Here is a 17727-nt window from a genome sequence, read left to right on the forward strand (position 1 = left end):
AAAAGCGAAGCGAAGCGCTGTCGGTTGTCCGACGTTCTGTTGCGGCGAATGTCGCCGGCATCGGCCGAACAGCGATCACGGCCGTTTTGATGCGAACCGAGAGAAGACGAGCATCCTTTGTTAATTCCGGTGAGAAGCGCGTGACCGCCGTCGTCGACAATAAAAAAGTCCTCGAAGCGTCGGCATGCCTGCTAAGAGACCGCCATGCGCTTTCCGCCTTCCTTCCTCGACGAGATCCGCGACCGCATCCCGATTTCCGAGGTCGTCGGCCGGCGGGTCACCTTCGACCGCCGCAAGTCGCAGCCCGGCCGCGGGGATTTCTGGGCCTGCTGCCCGTTTCACGGCGAAAAGACGCCCTCCTTCCACTGCGAGGACCGCAAGGGGCGCTACCACTGTTTCGGCTGCGGCGTGTCGGGCGACCACTTCCGCTTCCTCACCGAGCTCGAGGGGCTGTCCTTTCCCGAAGCGGTGGAGCGGCTGGCCGGCGAGGCGGGCGTGGCGATGCCCGAGCGCGACGCCGAGGCCGAGGCCCGCGAAGCCCGGCGCGGCACGCTGCTCGACGCGCTGACGGAAGCGGCGGCCTTCTTTCGCCAGCAGCTCCACGAGCCGGGCGGGGCCAAGGCCCGTGCCTATCTGCGCGACCGCGGCATGGAGGCGCGCACGCAAGGTGCCTTCGGCCTCGGCTTCGCGCCGAACTCCCGCAATCGCCTGAAGGAGCATCTCGCGGCGAAGGGGCTCGGACGCGAGGAGATCGAGGCGGCAGGGCTCGTCGTCCATGGCGAGGGCATCGCCGTCTCCTACGACCGGTTCCGCGACCGCATCATGTTCCCGATCCTCGACGCCGGCGAGCGGGTGGTCGCCTTCGGCGGCCGGGCGATGGCGGCCGACGCCCAGGCGAAGTACCTGAATTCGCCCGAGACCGACGTCTTCCACAAGGGCGAGATGCTGTTCAACCTCGCCAAGGCGCGGCGGGCGGCGCGCGAGGCCGGGACCCTCGTCCTCGTCGAGGGCTACATGGACGTCATCATGCTGGCGCAGGCCGGCTTCGGCCACGTGGTCGCGCCGCTCGGCACGGCGATGACCGAGCGCCAGCTCGAGCTCTTATGGCGGACCGCCGGCGAGCCGGTGCTGTGCTTCGACGGCGACGCGGCGGGGCTGAAGGCGGCGAACCGGGCCGCCGAACTCGCCCTGCCGCTGCTGAAGCCCGGCCGGTCGCTGCGCTTCGCGCTGCTTCCCGAGGGCAAGGATCCGGACGATCTCGTCCGCGACGGCGGACCGGAGGCCTTCGCCGGGGTGCTCGCCGCCGCCCGGCCGCTCGCCGATCTCGTCTTCATGCGCGAGACCCATGGCGGCAATTTCGACACGCCGGAGCGGCGCGCCGAACTCGAATACCGGCTGAAGGGGCTCTACCGCACGATCGGCGACGAGGCGGTGCGCCGGCACTATCTCGACGATCTCTCCCAGCGGCTCGCCGGCTTCTTCGGCTCGGCCTCGGGCTCTTCGCGCGGCCAGCGCGACGACCGCCGGTCCGACCGCAGGGGCGGGCGCCGCGACGAGCGCCGCGGCCGCGGGCAGCCGGGCCGGGCGCCGATCTCCGACCGGCTGGCCCGCTCGCGGCTGGCGGCACCGGCCGGCGGCCCGGCGCCGAGCCTTCGCGAGATCGCCATCGTCGTCGGCTTCGTCAACCATCCGGTGCTTATGGAGGAGGAATTCGACGTCTTCGCCGGCCTCGACCTTGCCCGGGGCGACCTGTCGCGGCTGCGCACGGCGGTGCTCGACGCCCATGCGACCAATCCGCCGAAGGACCGCGACCAGCTGATCGCCGAACTCGCCCGCCACGGCGCCGCCGGCCTGTTCGAGGCCTTCGAGGAGAAGCTGCGGGCGGTCCGGCTCTGGCCGGTGCTCGCCGACGCCGCCTTCGAGGACGCCCGCGAGGCGGTTCGCCAGATGCTGCACCTCCAGCACCGTTTCCTGGCGCTGAGGCGCGAGATCGGCTTTGCCGAGGAGGCCTTCGGCCGCGAGCCGACCGAGGCGAACTATCTGCACATGATGGAAATCAAGAGCGAGATCGAGCGGGTCGACGGCACGGAAGCGCTGATCGAGGGCTTCGGCCTCTTGTCGGGGCGGCCGATGAAGGCCATCTGACAGGTTCCGGCGGCGCCTTGCGACGGCCCGTCGGCCTCGGCTCGGACCGGCGAATTGCCTCAGGCCATTGCGATTGGGTGCTTGACAGAACATATCGGTTCGGTCGAGAGGCGGAACTATCGGCGTAAAGCGCTTGAAAGATTCCGGAACTGCGCCTTTTTTCACTGCGCCTTCCGGCACGGCCAGAAAACCGGCCGCCACGCCGGTCAGCTTATGGTTAAGCCGTCGTTAACGGCAGATGCCGCATACATGGTGCCTGCGCGTCGTCGCGAGGCGCCCGCCCTCGCTCAGGCGAGGGACGCCCGAAGGGCATGCGAACTGGAGAATGAAGCGAATGGCGACAAAGGCCAAGGAAAACGAAGCGGCGGTCGAGGAGCGTAGCGACAGCGCGCCGGACGGCCCGCTGCTCGACCTTTCGGACGACGCCGTCAAGAAGATGATCAAGGCCGCCAAGAAGCGCGGCTTCGTGACCATGGACAAGCTGAACTCGATGCTGTCCTCCGACGACGTCACGTCGGAGCAGATCGAGGACATGATGGCCATGCTCAACGACATGGGCATCAACGTCGTCGAGGACGACGAGGAGGGCGGCGAGGAAGAGCAGAGCGAGCCGGAATCCACCGAGGTCGCCGAGACGAGCTCCTCCCAGCTCACGACGACGCCGAAGCGCGAGGCCGGAGACCGCACCGACGATCCGGTGCGCATGTATCTGCGCGAGATGGGCTCGGTCGAGCTGCTCTCCCGCGAGGGCGAGATCGCCATCGCCAAGCGCATCGAGGCCGGGCGCGAGACGATGATCGCGGGTCTGTGCGAAAGCCCGCTGACCTTCCAGGCGATCATCATCTGGCGCGACGAGCTCAACGACGGCAACATCATGCTGCGCGAGATCGTCGATCTCGAGGCGACCTATGCCGGCCCCGAGGCGAAGACGCCGACGGCCCAGCCGTCCGGCGAGGCAGCGAACGGCGCCGCGGCAGCTCCCGCCGCCGCCCCCAACGGTGCCGCCAACGGCGCCCCGGGCGGCGACGGCCAGCCGCTGCCCGGCGAGGACGACGAGGACGACGACGATCTCGAGAACAACCTGTCGCTCGCGGCAATGGAAGCCGAGATCAAGCCGCAGGTCATGGAGATCTTCGACCAGATCGCCGACGGCTACCGGCGGCTGCGCAAGCTGCAGGACCAGCAGGTCGAGAACCGCCTCGCCGCCCAGGGCACGCTGTCGCCGAGCCAGGAGCGCTCCTACCGCAAGCTGAAGGAAGACCTCGTCGCCGCGGTGAAGAGCCTGTCGCTCAACCAGAACCGCATCGACGCGCTGGTCGCCCAGCTCTACGACATCAACAAGCGGCTCGTCGGCAACGAGGGCCGGCTGCTGCGGCTCGCCGAATCGCACAGCGTGTCGCGCGAAGAGTTCCTGCGCGAATATCAGGGCTCGGAGCTCGATCCGAACTGGACGCGCCACGTCGCCAATCTTTCCGGCAAGGGCTGGCTGAAGTTCGTCCAGAACGAGAAGGACGGCATCAAGAACCTGCGCCAGGAGATCCAGAATCTCGCCACCGAGACGGGGCTCGAAATCACCGAGTTCCGCCGCATCGTCCAGATGGTGAAGAAGGGCGAGGCCGAGGCGCGGCAGGCGAAGAAGGAGATGGTCGAGGCCAACCTCCGCCTGGTCATTTCGATCGCCAAGAAATACACCAATCGCGGCCTGCAGTTCCTGGATCTCATCCAGGAGGGCAACATCGGCCTGATGAAGGCGGTCGACAAGTTCGAGTACCGCCGCGGCTACAAGTTCTCGACCTATGCGACGTGGTGGATCCGGCAGGCGATCACCCGGTCGATCGCCGATCAGGCCCGCACGATCCGCATTCCGGTGCACATGATCGAGACGATCAACAAGATCGTCCGCACCTCGCGCCAGATGCTGCACGAGATCGGCCGCGAACCGACGCCGGAGGAACTCGCCGAGAAGCTGGCGATGCCGCTCGAAAAGGTCCGCAAGGTCCTGAAGATCGCCAAGGAGCCGATCTCCCTCGAAACGCCGGTCGGCGACGAGGAGGATTCGCATCTCGGCGACTTCATCGAGGACAAGAACGCCGTGCTGCCGATCGATGCGGCGATCCAGGGGAACCTGCGCGAGACGACGACCCGCGTCCTCGCCTCGCTGACCCCCCGCGAGGAACGCGTGCTGCGCATGCGCTTCGGCATCGGCATGAACACCGACCACACGCTGGAGGAGGTCGGCCAGCAGTTCTCGGTGACGCGCGAGCGCATCCGCCAGATCGAGGCGAAGGCGCTCAGGAAGCTCAAGCACCCGAGCCGGTCGAGGAAGCTCCGGAGCTTCCTCGACAGCTGAGCGAAGACGGAGAGTGCCGCTTGCCGCACGGCTTTCGGCATTTTCGTTCCGCACCATCAAGCTCGCGGGGCGGCCGGACCGGTTCACCCCGACGCGGCCGACCTTGCCTGGCCCACGTGACCGGCGCGGCGGTGAAATCGCCGCTCCGGGTGAGGGGCGTCGCTTGAAATCGGGCGGAGCGAGGCGATTGGCCTGATCTCCCCCCTTGCGGGGGAGATGCCGGTAGGCAGAGGGGGTCATCCCGGCGCCGGACATTTCAGCGATCGCGCCGCACCCCCCCCTCTGGGTTGCCACACATCTCCCCCGCAAGGGATTAGATCGAGGCGTCGCCGACGGCTCCCGGTCTTCGAGCGATTGCCGCGGCGGCGGGCGGAGACTCGCCGCCTTGCGCTGCGGATGATATCCTCGCCCCCATGAGCGCGCTGAGAGAAGATCTCGACCCCGTTCCGCAGACGTTCGACCGCCCCGTCCCCCACACCACGCAGGCGGCGGAAGGGCTGCTGCGGCGGCGCTTCACCGTTGCCGAAATCGAGGCGATGGTGGCGGCCGGCATCATGGATCCCAAGGAGCGAGTCGAACTGATCGGGGGGGAACTGGTCCCGATGTCGGCCAAGGGCATCCGCCACGAGCGGCTGAAGACCTTCGTCATGATGCAACTGGCGCGCAAGCTGCCGGAGCCTCTCGCCTTCACCCCCGAGACGACCTTCCGTCTTTCCGAGGACACCTTCGTCGAGCCCGACTTCGTCGTCTACGCCAATGCCGAAGCGCTCGAGGGGCTGGACGGGCCGGCCTGCCTTCTCGCCATCGAGATCGGCGATTCGAGCCTTGCCTACGACCGCGGCCGCAAGGCCTCGATCTACGCGGCCTTCGGGGTCCGGGAGCTTTGGGTGATCGACGCCGTCAGGCTGGAGACGCGGGTGTTTCTCGAGCCGCGGCCGCTCGGCTATCGCCGCATGACCGACTTCCGCACCGAAGCGATGCTCGTGCCGACCCTCGTCGCGGGTCTCGCCATCAAGCTTTCCGACTATAGCTGAAGGCCTGAAGCGGCGTTTCGCGGCTCGCCGGCGCTCGCGCTGCGTCCCGCCAGGGCGTTTTGCTTGAGCGTGCCGGCGCCGCAGCCGGCCGCCCCAGGCCTGCCAACCAGGAGATCGCATGTCCTTTCTGAAGAAGCTGTTCGGCAGCTCCGGCCGAGACGGGGCGCAGGCCGAGCCGAAAGTCGCCGACAGCCGCGACTACGAGGGCTTCACCATCAAGGCGACGCCGATGCCCGAGGGCGGACAGTTCCGTCTCGCGGCGATCATCGAGAAGGACGTCGGCGGCGAGACGAAGTCACACCGGATGATCCGCGCCGATCTCTTCGCCTCGAAGGACGACGCGACGGCCTTCGCCTTCCGCAAGGCCGAACAGGTCATCGACGAGCAGGGCGAGGCGATCTTCCGGCCCTGAAGCCGCGGCCCGCATTCGCCCCGCCTCTGTCGGGATTGAGCCTCGCGGGCGCTCAGCGCGCATCCTTCCAGGTCGGCGAGACCTGCCAGAACTGACCGGAATAGTTGCCGCAGCGCGTCAGATGCGGCTCGTTGTCGTTTGCTCCGCCATTGTAGATGTCGAGACACATGTCCTGCCCGCGGAACTGCGTGGTCAGCCGATAGGCGCCCTTGTCCGGCCGGAAGCGCCAGAACTGGCCGGTGTAGTTTCCGCACGGGGCGAGGTGGACGTCGTTGTTGCGCGGGCCGCCGTTGAAGACGTCGAGGCACATGCCGCGTCCGCGGAACATCGTCGTCAGCCGGTAAAAGCCTTTCCCCGCCGGCGTCAGCTTCCAGTACTGGCCGGAAACGTCCTCGGCCGGGGCGAGGTGGGTCATGTTGTCCTTCGGTCCGCCGTTGTAGACGTCGAGGCGCATGTCGCCGCCGCGAAACTCGGTCGAGAGCGTCTGGTAGTAGCGAAGGTCGAAGGGCCCGGCCGCCGCCTGGAGCGGCACGAGCGACAGGCAGAGGACGGCAGCGAGGCGAAGCGACATGAGCTGATCCTAACGGGTTGACGGTCGCTCGATAGCCGACGATCTTCCTCAAGGGAAGATAAAACGATCGCCACTTCGTGACCATCTGCCGGACAAGGCCGTGGGGGCGTCCGATGCCGCGCGCTCCCGTCGTCCGGCGGGGCGTGCCGTCGCCCGGCGCCGACCGGTCCACGTCCGCGGCCGCTCATCGGTTTGATTTCTACCTTTTAATTGCTCTAAAAAGGCTTAAGTGAAGGGACAGGAGGGGAGCGGTGCCGCCGCTCCGAGACCAGGGCAGTTCACATATGCGCCTTACCCGGCAGACCAACTACGCCATCCGCATCCTGATGTATCTCGCGACCAATCCGGGCCGCCTCAGCAAGCTCGGCGAGGTGGCGCGATCCTATGCGGCGCCCGAGCCCTTCATGTTCAAGATCCTGCAGCCGCTGGTCGCCTCCGGTCTCGTCGAGACCGTGCGGGGCCGCAATGGCGGCATCCGGCTCGGCCGGGCGGCGACGGCGATCAACCTGCGCGAGGTCGTCGAGCTGATGGAGGAGAACTTCGCCATGGCGGAGTGTTTCGACGGCGGCTCGACGGACTGTCCGCTGGTCTTCCACTGCGAACTGAACGCCGCGCTCCGCCAGGCGCTGGAGGCGTTCTTGTCGACGCTCGCGCGCTTTTCCATCGCCGATCTCGTCGAGAACCGGCCGTTCCTGTCCGAGACCCTCGGCATTCCGCTGTCGACGGACCACGCGGCGCTGGCATGAGTCGCGCCGGCAGTCAGGCCGCCGCGCAGGAGGACGAGGACGCGGTCTGGGAAACGGCGCCGTCGCCCTGCATCGACGTGTGCAAGTACAAGCGCCAGGGCCGCTGCATCGGCTGCTCGATGACCAAGGCGGAGAAGGAAGCCTTTCCCCATCACGGCGGCGCCGAGGCGAAGCGCGCCTTTATCGAGGCGCTGATCGCCCGCATCGCCGAGAGCGGGCGCAACCCGGCCTTCTGGGCCTATACCTACCAGCACAAATGCAAGCGCGAAGGCGTGCCTTGCCCGGTCACGGTCGAGGAATAGCCGGACGGCGCGAGGGCCTGTCGCCCCTGCCGGCCGCGCGCCTTGGCCGCAGAGACGGACGCGGCGCCGGCGACGGTCTCCGGCCTCAGTCCCGCGCCAGCCGCTGCGCCTTGCGAAGCGCCGGGAACATCACGGCCCAGCCGCCGGCCACCGCCACCGTCGCCGCCCCGCCGAGCACCACCGCCGGCACCGCGCCGATCAGCGCCGCCATGCTGCCGGCCCGGAACTCACCGAGCTCGTTGGAGGCACCGATGAACACCTGGTTCACGGCGTTGACCCGGCCCCGCACGTCGTCCGGCGTCCAGAGCTGCATCAGCGTCTCGCGCACATAGACGCTGATCATGTCGGACGCGCCCATCAGCATCAGCGCCGGGACCGAGATCCAGATCGAGGTCGACAGGCCGAAGAGCATGGTGAAGGCGCCGAACAGACCGACGAAGACGAACATGATCGCGCCGGCGTGGTTCCTGATCGGGTGCGCGGCGAGAAACAGCGCCATCGGAATCGCGCCGAAGCCCGGCGCCGCGCGCAAGAGGCCGAGCGCCGAGGGCCCGGCGTCGAGGACGTCGCGGGCATAGACCGGCATCAGCGCCACCGCCCCGCCGAGCAGCACCGCGAAGAGGTCGAGCGAGATCGCGCCGAGCACCACCTTCTCTTTCCAGATGAAGCGGAAGCCGGCGACGATCGTCTGAAGGCTCGCCGGTTCGTTGGCGCGCCTGCGGGCGGGCGCCTTGATGAGGATGACCGCGACGGCGCCGGCAAGGAACAGCACGGCGCCGAGACCGTAGGCGACCATCGGCGAGACGCCGTAGAGCAGGCCGCCGGCAACCGGGCCGACGATCGCCGCGATCTGCCAGGAGGAGGAATTCCAGGCGATGGCGTTGGCGAGTTCCCGCCTCGAGACAATGTTGACCACCAGCGACTGCGAGGCCGGGCCGAAGAAGGCCCGGGCGATCCCGAAGACCACGAGGACGAGAAAGATCGGTCCGGGCTCGCTGAGGCCGCGATAGGTCAGGAACAGGACGAGCAGCGTGCCGACGCCCTCGATGGCCGTCGCTGCGGCCATGATCCCGCGGCGCGAATAACGATCCGCGGCGGCGCCGGTGACGAGGACGAGGACGAGCGCCGGCGCGAACTGGCAGAGGCCGACGAAGCCGAGATCGAGCGGATCGCGGGTCAGGTCGTAGATCTGCCAGCCGACCGAGACGATGACGATCTGGGTGGCGAAGGTCGCGGCGAAGCGCGCCAGCCAGTAGAGCACGAACTGCCGGTTCCGGAAGGCGGCGAAGCGGTCGTCGCTGACGTCGGGTTCGGGCACCTCCGGCGCCGGCGTCGTGGCGGAGGGCAGGGAGGTCGGCTCGTCGGTCACGCGGCAAAACCTGAATGGGGCGGAACGCCGCCTGTGCTGTACCGGTCAAGCCCGGCAGCGGGCATCGGGACGATCGACGCCGTTTCGATCGGAAGGCACCGGCGCGAGCGAGGTGGGGCGGCCATGCGTCCCGCCGCTTGCGCCGCCGGCGCAGTCGCCCTCACAAGGGCAGCGGATGGCGGCGGTAGACGGCGGCGATGTCGGCCATCACCTCGTCGGAGAGCGTCACCTCGGCCGCGGCGATGTCGGTTTTCAGCTGGTCGAGATCCGTGGCGCCGACGATGGCCGCGGTCATGAACGGCCGCGTCAGGCAGAAGGCGATGCCCATCTGGGCGGGGTCGAGACCGTGCTTGCGGGCGACCTCGCAATATTCGTCGGCGACGCGGACGGCGGTCTCGGTGTGGCGGCCGCCGAGACCCTTGTTGATCGAGCCGCGCGTGCCCGGCGGGATCGCCCCGGCGGTGTACTTGCCGGTCAGAAGACCGGCGGCGAGCGGCGAATAGGCCAGCAGCCCGACATCTTCGTTGAGCGCGGTCTCCGCGAGGTCGAGATCGAAGATGCGGTGCATCAGCGAATATTCGTTCTGAATCGCGGCGACGCGGGGCGTGCCGTCGCGTTCTGAAATCGAGGCGAACTGCATCACGCCCCAGGCCGTCTCGTTCGACAGGCCGACATGGCGGATCTTGCCGGCCTTCACTTGTTCGCCGAGTTCGTCGAGCACCGCCTCGATGTCGGCCTTCACCGCGTCCGGCTTCTGGCCGCTCGGATCGTAGGTCCAGCTCTGGCGGAAATGGTAGGAGCCGCGGTTCGGCCAGTGCAGCTGGTAGAGGTCGATGCGGTCGGTCTTGAGCCGCTTCAGGCTGGCGTCGAGGGCGCGGCGGATCGAATCGGGGGTGATCGGCTCGCCGCCGCGCACCTTTGCGTTGCCCTCGCCGGTGATCTTCGAGGCGAGGACGACGTCGTCGCGCCGGTCGCCCGCCGAAAACCACGAGCCGATGATCGATTCGGTCCGGCCGACGGTCTCGGCCGTCATCGGGGTGGTCGGATACATTTCCGCGGTGTCGAAGAAATTGACCCCCATCTCGACGGCGAGTTCCATCTGCGCATGGGCTTCCGCCTCGCTGTTCTGCGAGCCCCATGTCATGGTGCCGAGGCAGATCTCGCTGACGGAAAGGCCGGTGCGGCCGAGCGGGCGATATTTCATGAAAAAGGACCCGGAAACGGAAAAACCAAGGGCGCTGCCTCGAGGCGGCAGGCCGACGCGGGCGAACATAGCCGCATCCGGGCGTGGCGCAATGGCAGGACGGCATTTGTCCGGCGAAACGGCGCTTGCCGAGCCGGCGGCAGAGCCGATACCACCACGTCCAGCCTCGCAGCGTCCCGCCGGAGCGCGGATGGACGCCGAAGTTTCAAGGAAGGAGCCGTCATGGCCAATCTCGACAGCGTTCTCGCCTGCCTCGACCTCAATCTCGACCGCTCGGTCGCGCGGCTGTCGGAGCTCTTGCGCATTGCCTCGATCTCGACCGACCCCGCCCACGCCGCCGAGTGCCGGCAGGCGGCGGAATATCTCGCCGGCGATCTCGCCGCGATCGGCTTCGACGCTTCGGTCCGGGACACGCCGGGCCATCCGATGGTGGTCGCCCATCACGACGGCCCGGCAGGCGCGCCGCACGTCCTCTTCTACGGGCATTACGACGTCCAGCCGGTCGATCCGATCGCCGAGTGGCGGACCGGTCCGTTCGAACCGGTGGTCGAGACCCGGCCCGACGGGACGCGGTGCATCGCCGCCCGCGGCTCGGCCGACGACAAGGGCCAGCTGATGACCTTCATCGAGGCCTGCCGCGCCTTCAAGGCGGAGACCGGCGGGCTGCCCTGCCGCGTCACCATCTTCCTCGAAGGCGAGGAGGAATCGGGTTCGCCGTCGCTCAACCCCTTCCTCGACGCCAACCGCGCCGAGCTTTCCGCCGACGTCGCGCTGGTCTGCGACACCAACATGTGGGACCGCGAGACCCCGGCGATCTCGACCGGCCTCAGGGGCCTCGTCGGCGAGGAGGTCGTCGTCAGGGCGGCCAGCCGCGACCTGCATTCGGGCTATTACGGCGGCGCCGCCCGCAATCCCGTCCATGTGCTGGCGAAGATCATCGCCGATCTCCACGACGAGACCGGCCGCGTCGCCATTCCGGGCTTCTACGACGGCGTCGACGAGCTGCCGCAGGCGGTGAGGACCAGCTGGCAGGCCCTCGGCATGTCCGACGAGGCCTTTCTCGAGCCGGTCGGCCTGAAGCTTCCGGCGGGCGAATCGGGACGCTCGGTCCTCGAACAGATCTGGTCGCGGCCGACCGCCGAGGTGAACGGCATTTCCGGTGGCTACACCGGCAAGGGCTTCAAGACGGTGATCGCCGCCGAGGCGACGGCGAAGATTTCCTTCCGGCTGGTGTTTTCGCAGGACCCGGAGCGGATTCGCGCGGCGTTCCGTCGCTTCGTCGAGGAGCGGCTGCCGGCCGACTGCCGTGCCGAGTTCCATCCGCATGGCGGCTCGCCGGCGATCCAGCTGCCCTTCGATTCGCCGGTCCTCGAAACGGCCAAGGCGGCGCTTTCCGACGAATGGCCGAAGCCGGCGGTGATGATCGGCATGGGCGGCTCGATCCCGGTGGTGGGCGAGTTCAAGCAGAGGCTCGGGATGGATTCGCTGCTCGTCGGCTTCGGCCTTGCCGACGACGCGATCCATTCGCCGAACGAGAAGTACGAACTGACCTCGTTCCACAAGGGCCAGCGCTCCTGGGCTCGGATCCTCGCGGCGCTCGGCGCGCGCTGAGCGAGCGAGCATGATCCCGGCGGGCGCCGGACGCGGCGCCCCGAGCTTTTCCGCACGGGGTCGGAAGATTGCCCTTGTGCGGTCCGGCAAGTCTTGTTAAACGCCCGCCACCGACGCCGAAGCGGCCTCGGGAACACGGCGTGCGGTCGTGGCGGAATTGGTAGACGCGCAGCGTTGAGGTCGCTGTGGGGCAACCCGTGGAAGTTCGAGTCTTCTCGACCGCACCAGCCTTCTCTCATTCAACCATCGTCGACGTGGTGCAAGCGGATCCGACGCCGTCCGAAGGGCCGTGCGGTCGTTCGCACGCATCGACGCGCGCTCCGAGCCGGTCTCGTGGCTGAGGAGCCCGGCGAAGCTGACGCCGGGCGCTTGTCGGTGCGACCGTCGGGCCTCGGTCGCCATGCGTCGCGTCCGGGCCTCGACGGAAGCCCGCAGCGGCCGTGCCGATTCTCGGCCGAGCGATGCCGACATACGTTTTCCGGCAGATCACTCCGTGATGCCGGAAACAAAGACGCTCATTCGCCGCGCGGGCTTGATTCGAGCCCCGCTCTGATCGAGCGGATCTCGTATCAGTCGACGAGCTCGCGCAGCGTCTCGTAGAGCGCCGCCTTCGCTTCGAAGCCCACGCCGGGGACGTCCGGCAGGGCGACATGCCCGTCTTCGACCGGCACGCCGTCGGCGAAGCCGCCGAAGGGCTGGAAGACGTCCGGATAGGATTCGTTGCCGCCGAGATGCAGGCCGGCGGCGATGTTCAGCGACATCTGGTGGCCGCCATGCGGCACGACGCGGCGGGACGACCAGCCGAGACCTTCCATCACCTCCAGCGTGCGCATGTATTCGACGAGGCCGTAGGACAGGGCGCAGTCGAACTGCAGATAGTCCCGGTCCGGCCGCATGCCGCCGTGGCGCAGGAGGTTGCGCGCGTCCTGGTGGGAGAAGAGGTTTTCGCCCGTGGCCATCGGCCCGTCGTAATGTTCGGCGAGTTCGGCCTGCAGCGCGTAGTCCAGCGGATCGCCCGCCTCCTCGTACCAGAACAGGCCGTAGGGCTTCAGCGCCCTGGCATAGGCGACCGCCGTCTCGAGGTCGAAGCGGCCGTTCGCGTCGACGGCCAGCCGGTCGCCGGAGCCGACCACCTCGAGCACCGCCTCGATGCGCCTGAGGTCCTCCTCGAGCGGCACGGCGCCGATCTTCATCTTCACCACCCGGTAGCCGCGGTCGAGATAGGAGCGCATCTCGTCCTTCAGCTTCGACTGGTCCTTGCCGGGATAATAATAGCCGCCGGCGGCATAGACCCAGACCGTCCGGTCGGCGACGCCGTTGCGGTAGCGGTCGGCGAGCAGGCGGTAGAGCGGCACGCCGGCGATCTTGGCGACGGCGTCCCAGACCGCCATGTCGATGGTGCCGACGGCGACCGAGCGCTCGCCATGGCCGCCCGGCTTCTCGTTGGTCATCATCGTTCGCCAGATCGCGAAGGGATCGAGATTGTCGTTCACCTCGTCGACGAGGCCGGCGGCATCGGCTTCCAGGACGCGCGGAATGAAGCGCTCGCGCATCAAGGCGCCCTGGCCGTAGCGGCCGTTGGAGTTGAAGCCGAAGCCGACCACCGGCCGGCCGTCACGGACGACGTCGGTGACCACCGCGACCGTCGAGCAGGTCATCTTGGAGAAGTCGATATAGGCGTTGGCGATCGGCGAGGCGATCGAGACGGTCTTCTCGCGGATGTCGACGATTCGCATGGCGGGTCTCCTCGATGGTCGGCAGGGGACGTGACGGCGCCGGGCGACGATGGGCCCGCCGCCTGCCGGGTGAGCGCGGGGCGACGGCACGTCGCGGCGCTTCCTTACCTGAACCGGCCTCTACAGCATCGGCCCGAAAAGCTCAAAACCGTCTCTGAATGCGGGATCCGCCCAAACAAGGAGTTGGAGCGACGAAGGCCGGGGTGGCCCCGGCGTCGGGGAGGGCCGGCTCCGGCCGACCCCCGCCGTCGTCAGGCCCGTGCCCGGGCCGGGCCGCTCACTCGTCGGGCAGGCTCGGCGCCATGCCGAGCGCCTGCAGGTAGAGATCGAGGATCGCCTCCTGCTCCTGGCGCTCGTCGGCATCCTGCTTGCGCAGCGAGATGATCCGCCGCAACACCTTGGTGTCGAAGCCTAGTCCCCCTCCGCAAAAAACCTAGTCCTAATGTCATGTAAGCCCACGGTAGAGGCGGAGGCGCGGGTCGGGCGGCGCTCGCCTCATAACGGGCCGTAGCCGTCCGACCCGCACCTCCGTCTCGCTCCATCGAGCGCCTTGGACCCGACGCAGTCGGGCTTGTAGTGTCCCAACGATTCTAGGAGATTGTCCAGTCTACGCAGACTTGGGTCCAACATCAGGAGGTCAACGCCTTCCGGCAAGCATCCATGAGAAAGGCGACGATTGGCGGCATTCCATCAAGTGGCTTGAGTACGAATGCTCGATCCTCGGGGCAGAGCTTGAGACGCTCTGTCGCCAAGGCTAGCAGAATCTCCGCCGCTGCGCCGCCTCGAGGACGCTCTGCGTTCTCAATGATTCGGCGCGCGATACGGCCCATCTCATTGCTCGATGTTCGGTCTGCGGCGTAATTGATCTCCGACGGAAACGCCGCCCGCAGCAGGCTCGCTTGGATGATCGAGTCGTTGAACCTGCCGAAGTTCCCCGCTGCGAGTAAGGTATGCTGAATGCTCGACGCCCGAAGGACCCGCTTCGTCTCCGATTGTCGCAGGTTCTGCAGGACTGATGACATCGTGAAGAAAACGTCGGCTTGGGTATGGGGACGGGCCGTCGGCAGGTCTTCCGGCCAAAACACAAAACCATGCTCCAGTTTCAGTGCGAGGGCTTCCGAATTCTGAACGAACAGGTCGTCGGTAAGCGGTTCGGCTGCATTTTTCAGACGTTCCACCCGCCTCGCCACCTCTTCGACTGCGCTCTTCGGTGTATGCCCATGAGCTCCCTCCGCTTGCAGCCTTTGCCAGAACTCCAGTTCGCTTGACCATGCCGTCACGCCAGGATCGGGTGGAAGGATCATGGTCTCGACCTTCACGAGCTCGTGCGGGGCGACCGCGGCCGTCTTGATCAGGGAGTTTTTGAGTCCTTGATCGCGACTGTAAGACGCCGTTTTAGCGAATCCCACGAGGTAGGACTGGGGGGCGTTTGGAAAAGCAGACCGCAACTCCCGACTGACGTCTTGCAAACTGCGGCCGCTTTCGATCACCGCGGCGACGATCAGGACGGCGTCCGTGGTCATGTCGGGATCTAGCCCATCCAGCTCGGTCCTTCGGATGACCCGAACGTCCGTCACCAGCTTGGTCCGGACCCGTTCGACCAGCATCGCTGAGGGCTCGTCGAGTTGCACGATCACCTTCACCGAGGCCGGGACGGCCCGAGAGATGGCGTAGTCCAGCCGTTCCGGGTAGGGGGCCGATGCCATCAGTGAATCAGGGCGCACGAACATTGGCTTCAACCGCTCGGAGCCGATGCCAAGCCCAACCGAGAGAGCGCCGGTTCCGGCGAGTCGCCCCATCAGCAGGTCGAGATCCTTTGGAGCGTCGGTCTGTACGATCATCAAGGGGGCCGGCAGCGGGGTCGGGATCTCGAACTGATCGCCTGACAAGTTGATCGCGACCGACTGGCCGGTGCACAGCGGGCAGTGTCCCTCCCGCCAGTCACCCACAGCAGGCGTTTCGCCCTCTGGATTCTCCTTTTGGTCGTACGCAAGGTCGCAGACGACAGGATACGAGGACGGGTGCTTTCCAAGATACGTCACGTGCACGATCTGATCCGCGGGGAAGCCTTTCTTTTCAACCTCCCGCGCAAGGCCGCCGCTCGACGAAGCGGAGATGAGCACGACCGCGTCTCGGCTCGACAGTGTCCCGTATGACTTAAGCCCTTCGTAAGATCCGAAGCAGTCGGCACTGACGCGCCCCCACCCGGAAGCGGAACGATGATCGTTGACGGCGCCCACAAGTCCGAGCAGCGCCGGCGTATCGACGTAGCAGGTTCGGGTGCTCTCCGGGATGTATGGCATACAGCAGAAGCCGATGAAGGACATCTCTGCGCTGCGAACGAGTGCGTTCGCAAGGCGCATGAACCGATCGGTGTGTCGCTTCGACGGATTGGCGAAGTGATACGCGGGTGTGGACCGGACGAACCCACCTCGACGCACGAAGACCTCAGTCATCATTCGCCTGCGCAGTTCGTCATAGGTCAAGCAGCATCGCGCGCCGCGATGGGCGTGGCGTTCGACTTCACCGCCGTCCGGCCCGAAAGTCGAGAAGGTGACGGAGATTCGACTGTGCGCTCGATCGAGGCTTACCTGCAACCGCCGGTTCGAAGAGATCTGTGTCGCGACGGGCATTTTCCCGTCGTATTGCTGGAGAATCAAGATCTCGTCGGGCCAGATGTCCCTTTCGAGCTCGGCGTTCAGGACGGTCTCGAACTCCTGGGCGTCGAGGGGGGCGCTGGCGGAATACAGGACGAGCGTCTCGACCGATGTGCCTCCGACGTCTCGCCGGATCTTCGATGTCAGGATTGATCTCAACGTTTCCTCATCGGCAGGACGCAGGTCAGGACGGTTCCGCAGACCGGGGTTCTCGGGACGGGCTCCCCCCCTGTCTCGGTGTCGACCAGGTCCTGCAACCCCGAACTGCTGCGGCAGACTGAGAGGCGCCCTGTGCGGAGCCGCAAGAAGCCGTTGTGGTCGCGCAGCAGGTCGTCGATCAGCGCAAGTCCTTGCCCGGTGCCCGCCAGCGACTTGCTGCTGACATTTTTTTTGAAGCATTCGTTCACCGCCGCGAGCTCGTCGTCCGGTGCGAGCTCGTCCAACGGCCGGCGGCGGAGGTGCGACGCATAACCAATGCCACAGTCGAAGACGGACAGTTCGAGCAATTGGATCTGCCTGTTCCCCTCCATCGGCGGCGTGAGCCGTTCGAGGAAACCGGACAGCGGTTTGCTTCCGGCCGCGGCACGAGCGAGATTGTCCCGCGGGAAGGAGTGGTGGCAGACAACGATCCCGCGGAAAGAGATCGGAAGCTCTCTTCCTTGCAGGTCTGCCCTGGCGTGCTCGTGTGTATTCCTGAACGCCTCGTACAGCAGGTCGGTGACGACGTCCCTCTGTTCCGTCGACAACCATTCCGAATAAACCGACGGAACCGTAAGCTCGAGGATTCGGTCGACCGTCGGCTTGAACTCGGCGAGGGTCACGGGCGCGTGTCCCTCATTGCCGCCCCGATAAAAAGCGCGGGGGCTTTTCCTGCCAAGATGGTCCGCGCAGACAACGTTGACACGCATGCCCCTGTCTCGCTGGGGAAGGGTGTCGTGCAGGGCATCGAGCCGACTGAGCGCCAGTTCGAACACTGTGCCGTCCTGCTCGCGCTTACTGACGGCAAATCGCATTCGACGCTTGAGTAAACCGGCGACTAGGCCGGGCAGCCCTTCCACCAGTGCCTTGGCCTTCGCCATATCGTCAGCCCAAGTGTGCAGCTCGCCCTCAGGGTTATTCGTGGCCCAGGTGCTGACGACCTGCGCCTGCGAGACCTCCCCGCCCAAATAGGCACCCTTGACGCGGTTCGGCACCGCGAGATCCTGCGCATGCGAGGTGGCGACAGCCGCAAGGGTTTCTTCGCAGCTTTTCCAGCTACTGTCAGACTTTAAGAGCACCATCATGTCCCTCTTCCATTCTGACATCCATGATAATGGAAGCGACTGCAAGCCTAGATTGCCCGATGTAGTCATCTGACCGCCCATCCTCAGTCGAAGGTGGGCGCGTCATCGCGATCTGATTCAAATTTCTATCGATGGCAACCATTTGCAGGGCGCATGCGGCCCCTCTCGCCGTAAGGCTGGCGCTCGGCGCCGCCCTATCTAGTGGTTCAAACTGATCCACGACAGGCAAGCCTACGGGAGATTCGCCAGCTCTTGGAGCGATCAATCCCTGGCGCAGTCCCTCGGCGCGCCGGGTCGCCCGATCAAT

Annotated in this window: 13 protein-coding genes, 1 tRNA gene and 1 pseudogene; 8 read left to right on the top strand and 7 right to left on the bottom strand. The window is 66.7% G+C overall.

The features are described from left to right. The first annotated feature begins 204 nt into the window (after nt 1-204). The 4 genes from dnaG to J1C47_RS03385 all read left to right on the top strand — a co-directional run bounded on the left by dnaG (nt 205) and on the right by J1C47_RS03385 (nt 5941). A complete protein-coding gene (dnaG, locus tag J1C47_RS03370; RefSeq protein WP_207349309.1) occupies nt 205-2145 on the top strand; it encodes a DNA primase in 1941 nt (646 codons plus the stop codon). A gap of 334 nt (nt 2146-2479) precedes the next feature. After that, nucleotides 2480-4495 carry an RNA polymerase sigma factor RpoD gene (gene rpoD, locus J1C47_RS03375; RefSeq protein ID WP_207349310.1) on the top strand — a complete coding sequence of 672 codons (2016 nt, stop codon included), beginning with the start codon at nt 2480-2482 and terminating at the stop codon, nt 4493-4495. 413 nt (nt 4496-4908) lie between these two features. Next, nucleotides 4909-5529, top strand: coding sequence for a Uma2 family endonuclease (locus J1C47_RS03380; RefSeq protein WP_207349311.1), 621 nt, complete (start codon nt 4909-4911; stop codon nt 5527-5529). Nucleotides 5530-5647: 118 nt separating this feature from the next. Continuing rightward, complete coding sequence (locus J1C47_RS03385; protein WP_207349312.1) at nt 5648-5941, top strand: HlyU family transcriptional regulator; 294 nt, start codon at nt 5648-5650, stop codon at nt 5939-5941. Nucleotides 5942-5993: 52 nt separating this feature from the next. Here the strand turns inward: J1C47_RS03385 and J1C47_RS03390 are convergent, their stop codons facing one another. Continuing rightward, complete coding sequence (locus J1C47_RS03390; RefSeq protein ID WP_207349313.1) at nt 5994-6512, bottom strand: RICIN domain-containing protein; 519 nt, start codon at nt 6510-6512, stop codon at nt 5994-5996. A gap of 284 nt (nt 6513-6796) precedes the next feature. On the opposite strand from J1C47_RS03390, the gene rirA reads away from it, so the two are divergent. Next, nucleotides 6797-7258, top strand: coding sequence for an iron-responsive transcriptional regulator RirA (gene rirA, locus J1C47_RS03395; RefSeq protein WP_207349314.1), 462 nt, complete (start codon nt 6797-6799; stop codon nt 7256-7258). Further along, nucleotides 7255-7560 (top strand): DUF1289 domain-containing protein, encoded by a 306-nt coding sequence (locus J1C47_RS03400; protein ID WP_207349315.1) that lies wholly within the window; start codon nt 7255-7257, stop codon nt 7558-7560. The genes rirA and J1C47_RS03400 overlap by 4 nt, the downstream gene beginning before the upstream one ends. A gap of 85 nt (nt 7561-7645) precedes the next feature. Here the strand turns inward: J1C47_RS03400 and J1C47_RS03405 are convergent, their stop codons facing one another. Together J1C47_RS03405 and J1C47_RS03410 are read right to left on the bottom strand one after the other, a co-directional pair. Further along, complete coding sequence (locus J1C47_RS03405; protein ID WP_207349450.1) at nt 7646-8878, bottom strand: MFS transporter; 1233 nt, start codon at nt 8876-8878, stop codon at nt 7646-7648. Between the two features lie 211 nt (nt 8879-9089). Further along, nucleotides 9090-10133 carry an aldo/keto reductase gene (locus J1C47_RS03410; RefSeq protein ID WP_207349316.1) on the bottom strand — a complete coding sequence of 348 codons (1044 nt, stop codon included), beginning with the start codon at nt 10131-10133 and terminating at the stop codon, nt 9090-9092. Between the two features lie 222 nt (nt 10134-10355). Between J1C47_RS03410 and J1C47_RS03415 the strand changes: the two genes are divergently transcribed. After that, the gene (locus J1C47_RS03415) at nt 10356-11744 is read left to right on the top strand and encodes a M20/M25/M40 family metallo-hydrolase (protein ID WP_207349317.1); all 1389 of its coding nucleotides are present in this window, start codon (nt 10356-10358) and stop codon (nt 11742-11744) included. A gap of 142 nt (nt 11745-11886) precedes the next feature. Continuing rightward, nucleotides 11887-11971 (top strand) — tRNA-Leu (locus J1C47_RS03420). A 342-nt stretch (nt 11972-12313) separates the two neighbouring features. On the opposite strand, the gene J1C47_RS03425 is transcribed toward J1C47_RS03420, so the two are convergent. The 4 genes and pseudogenes from J1C47_RS03425 to J1C47_RS03440 all read right to left on the bottom strand — a co-directional run bounded on the left by J1C47_RS03425 (nt 12314) and on the right by J1C47_RS03440 (nt 17420). Beyond that, nucleotides 12314-13480 carry a mandelate racemase/muconate lactonizing enzyme family protein gene (locus J1C47_RS03425; RefSeq protein WP_207349318.1) on the bottom strand — a complete coding sequence of 389 codons (1167 nt, stop codon included), beginning with the start codon at nt 13478-13480 and terminating at the stop codon, nt 12314-12316. A 277-nt stretch (nt 13481-13757) separates the two neighbouring features. Further along, nucleotides 13758-13892, bottom strand: a pseudogene (locus tag J1C47_RS03430) (DUF2312 domain-containing protein); the annotation flags it as partial. A 217-nt stretch (nt 13893-14109) separates the two neighbouring features. Next, nucleotides 14110-16296, bottom strand: coding sequence for a Rossmann-fold NAD(P)-binding domain-containing protein (locus tag J1C47_RS03435; RefSeq protein ID WP_207349320.1), 2187 nt, complete (start codon nt 16294-16296; stop codon nt 14110-14112). Next, nucleotides 16293-17420, bottom strand: coding sequence for a hypothetical protein (locus tag J1C47_RS03440; protein WP_207349321.1), 1128 nt, complete (start codon nt 17418-17420; stop codon nt 16293-16295). Before J1C47_RS03440 ends, J1C47_RS03435 begins: the two co-directional genes overlap by 4 nt. Between the last annotated feature and the right edge of the window lie 307 nt (nt 17421-17727).

The sequence above is a fragment of the Jiella sonneratiae genome (assembly GCF_017353515.1).
In the GTDB taxonomy this organism is placed as follows: Bacteria; Pseudomonadota; Alphaproteobacteria; order Rhizobiales; family Rhizobiaceae; genus Jiella; species Jiella sonneratiae.

What these genes read in the sequence shown, in the direction of transcription:
- dnaG (WP_207349309.1), top strand. Translation starts at nt 205, where the DNA reads ATGCGCTTTCCGCCTTCCTTCCTCGACGAGATCCGCGACCGCATCCCG.
- rpoD (WP_207349310.1), top strand. Translation starts at nt 2,480, where the DNA reads ATGGCGACAAAGGCCAAGGAAAACGAAGCGGCGGTCGAGGAGCGTAGC.
- J1C47_RS03380 (WP_207349311.1), top strand. Translation starts at nt 4,909, where the DNA reads ATGAGCGCGCTGAGAGAAGATCTCGACCCCGTTCCGCAGACGTTCGAC.
- J1C47_RS03385 (WP_207349312.1), top strand. Translation starts at nt 5,648, where the DNA reads ATGTCCTTTCTGAAGAAGCTGTTCGGCAGCTCCGGCCGAGACGGGGCG.
- J1C47_RS03390 (WP_207349313.1), bottom strand. Translation starts at nt 6,512, where the DNA reads ATGTCGCTTCGCCTCGCTGCCGTCCTCTGCCTGTCGCTCGTGCCGCTC.
- rirA (WP_207349314.1), top strand. Translation starts at nt 6,797, where the DNA reads ATGCGCCTTACCCGGCAGACCAACTACGCCATCCGCATCCTGATGTAT.
- J1C47_RS03400 (WP_207349315.1), top strand. Translation starts at nt 7,255, where the DNA reads ATGAGTCGCGCCGGCAGTCAGGCCGCCGCGCAGGAGGACGAGGACGCG.
- J1C47_RS03410 (WP_207349316.1), bottom strand. Translation starts at nt 10,133, where the DNA reads ATGAAATATCGCCCGCTCGGCCGCACCGGCCTTTCCGTCAGCGAGATC.
- J1C47_RS03415 (WP_207349317.1), top strand. Translation starts at nt 10,356, where the DNA reads ATGGCCAATCTCGACAGCGTTCTCGCCTGCCTCGACCTCAATCTCGAC.
- J1C47_RS03425 (WP_207349318.1), bottom strand. Translation starts at nt 13,480, where the DNA reads ATGCGAATCGTCGACATCCGCGAGAAGACCGTCTCGATCGCCTCGCCG.
- J1C47_RS03440 (WP_207349321.1), bottom strand. Translation starts at nt 17,420, where the DNA reads ATGATGGTGCTCTTAAAGTCTGACAGTAGCTGGAAAAGCTGCGAAGAA.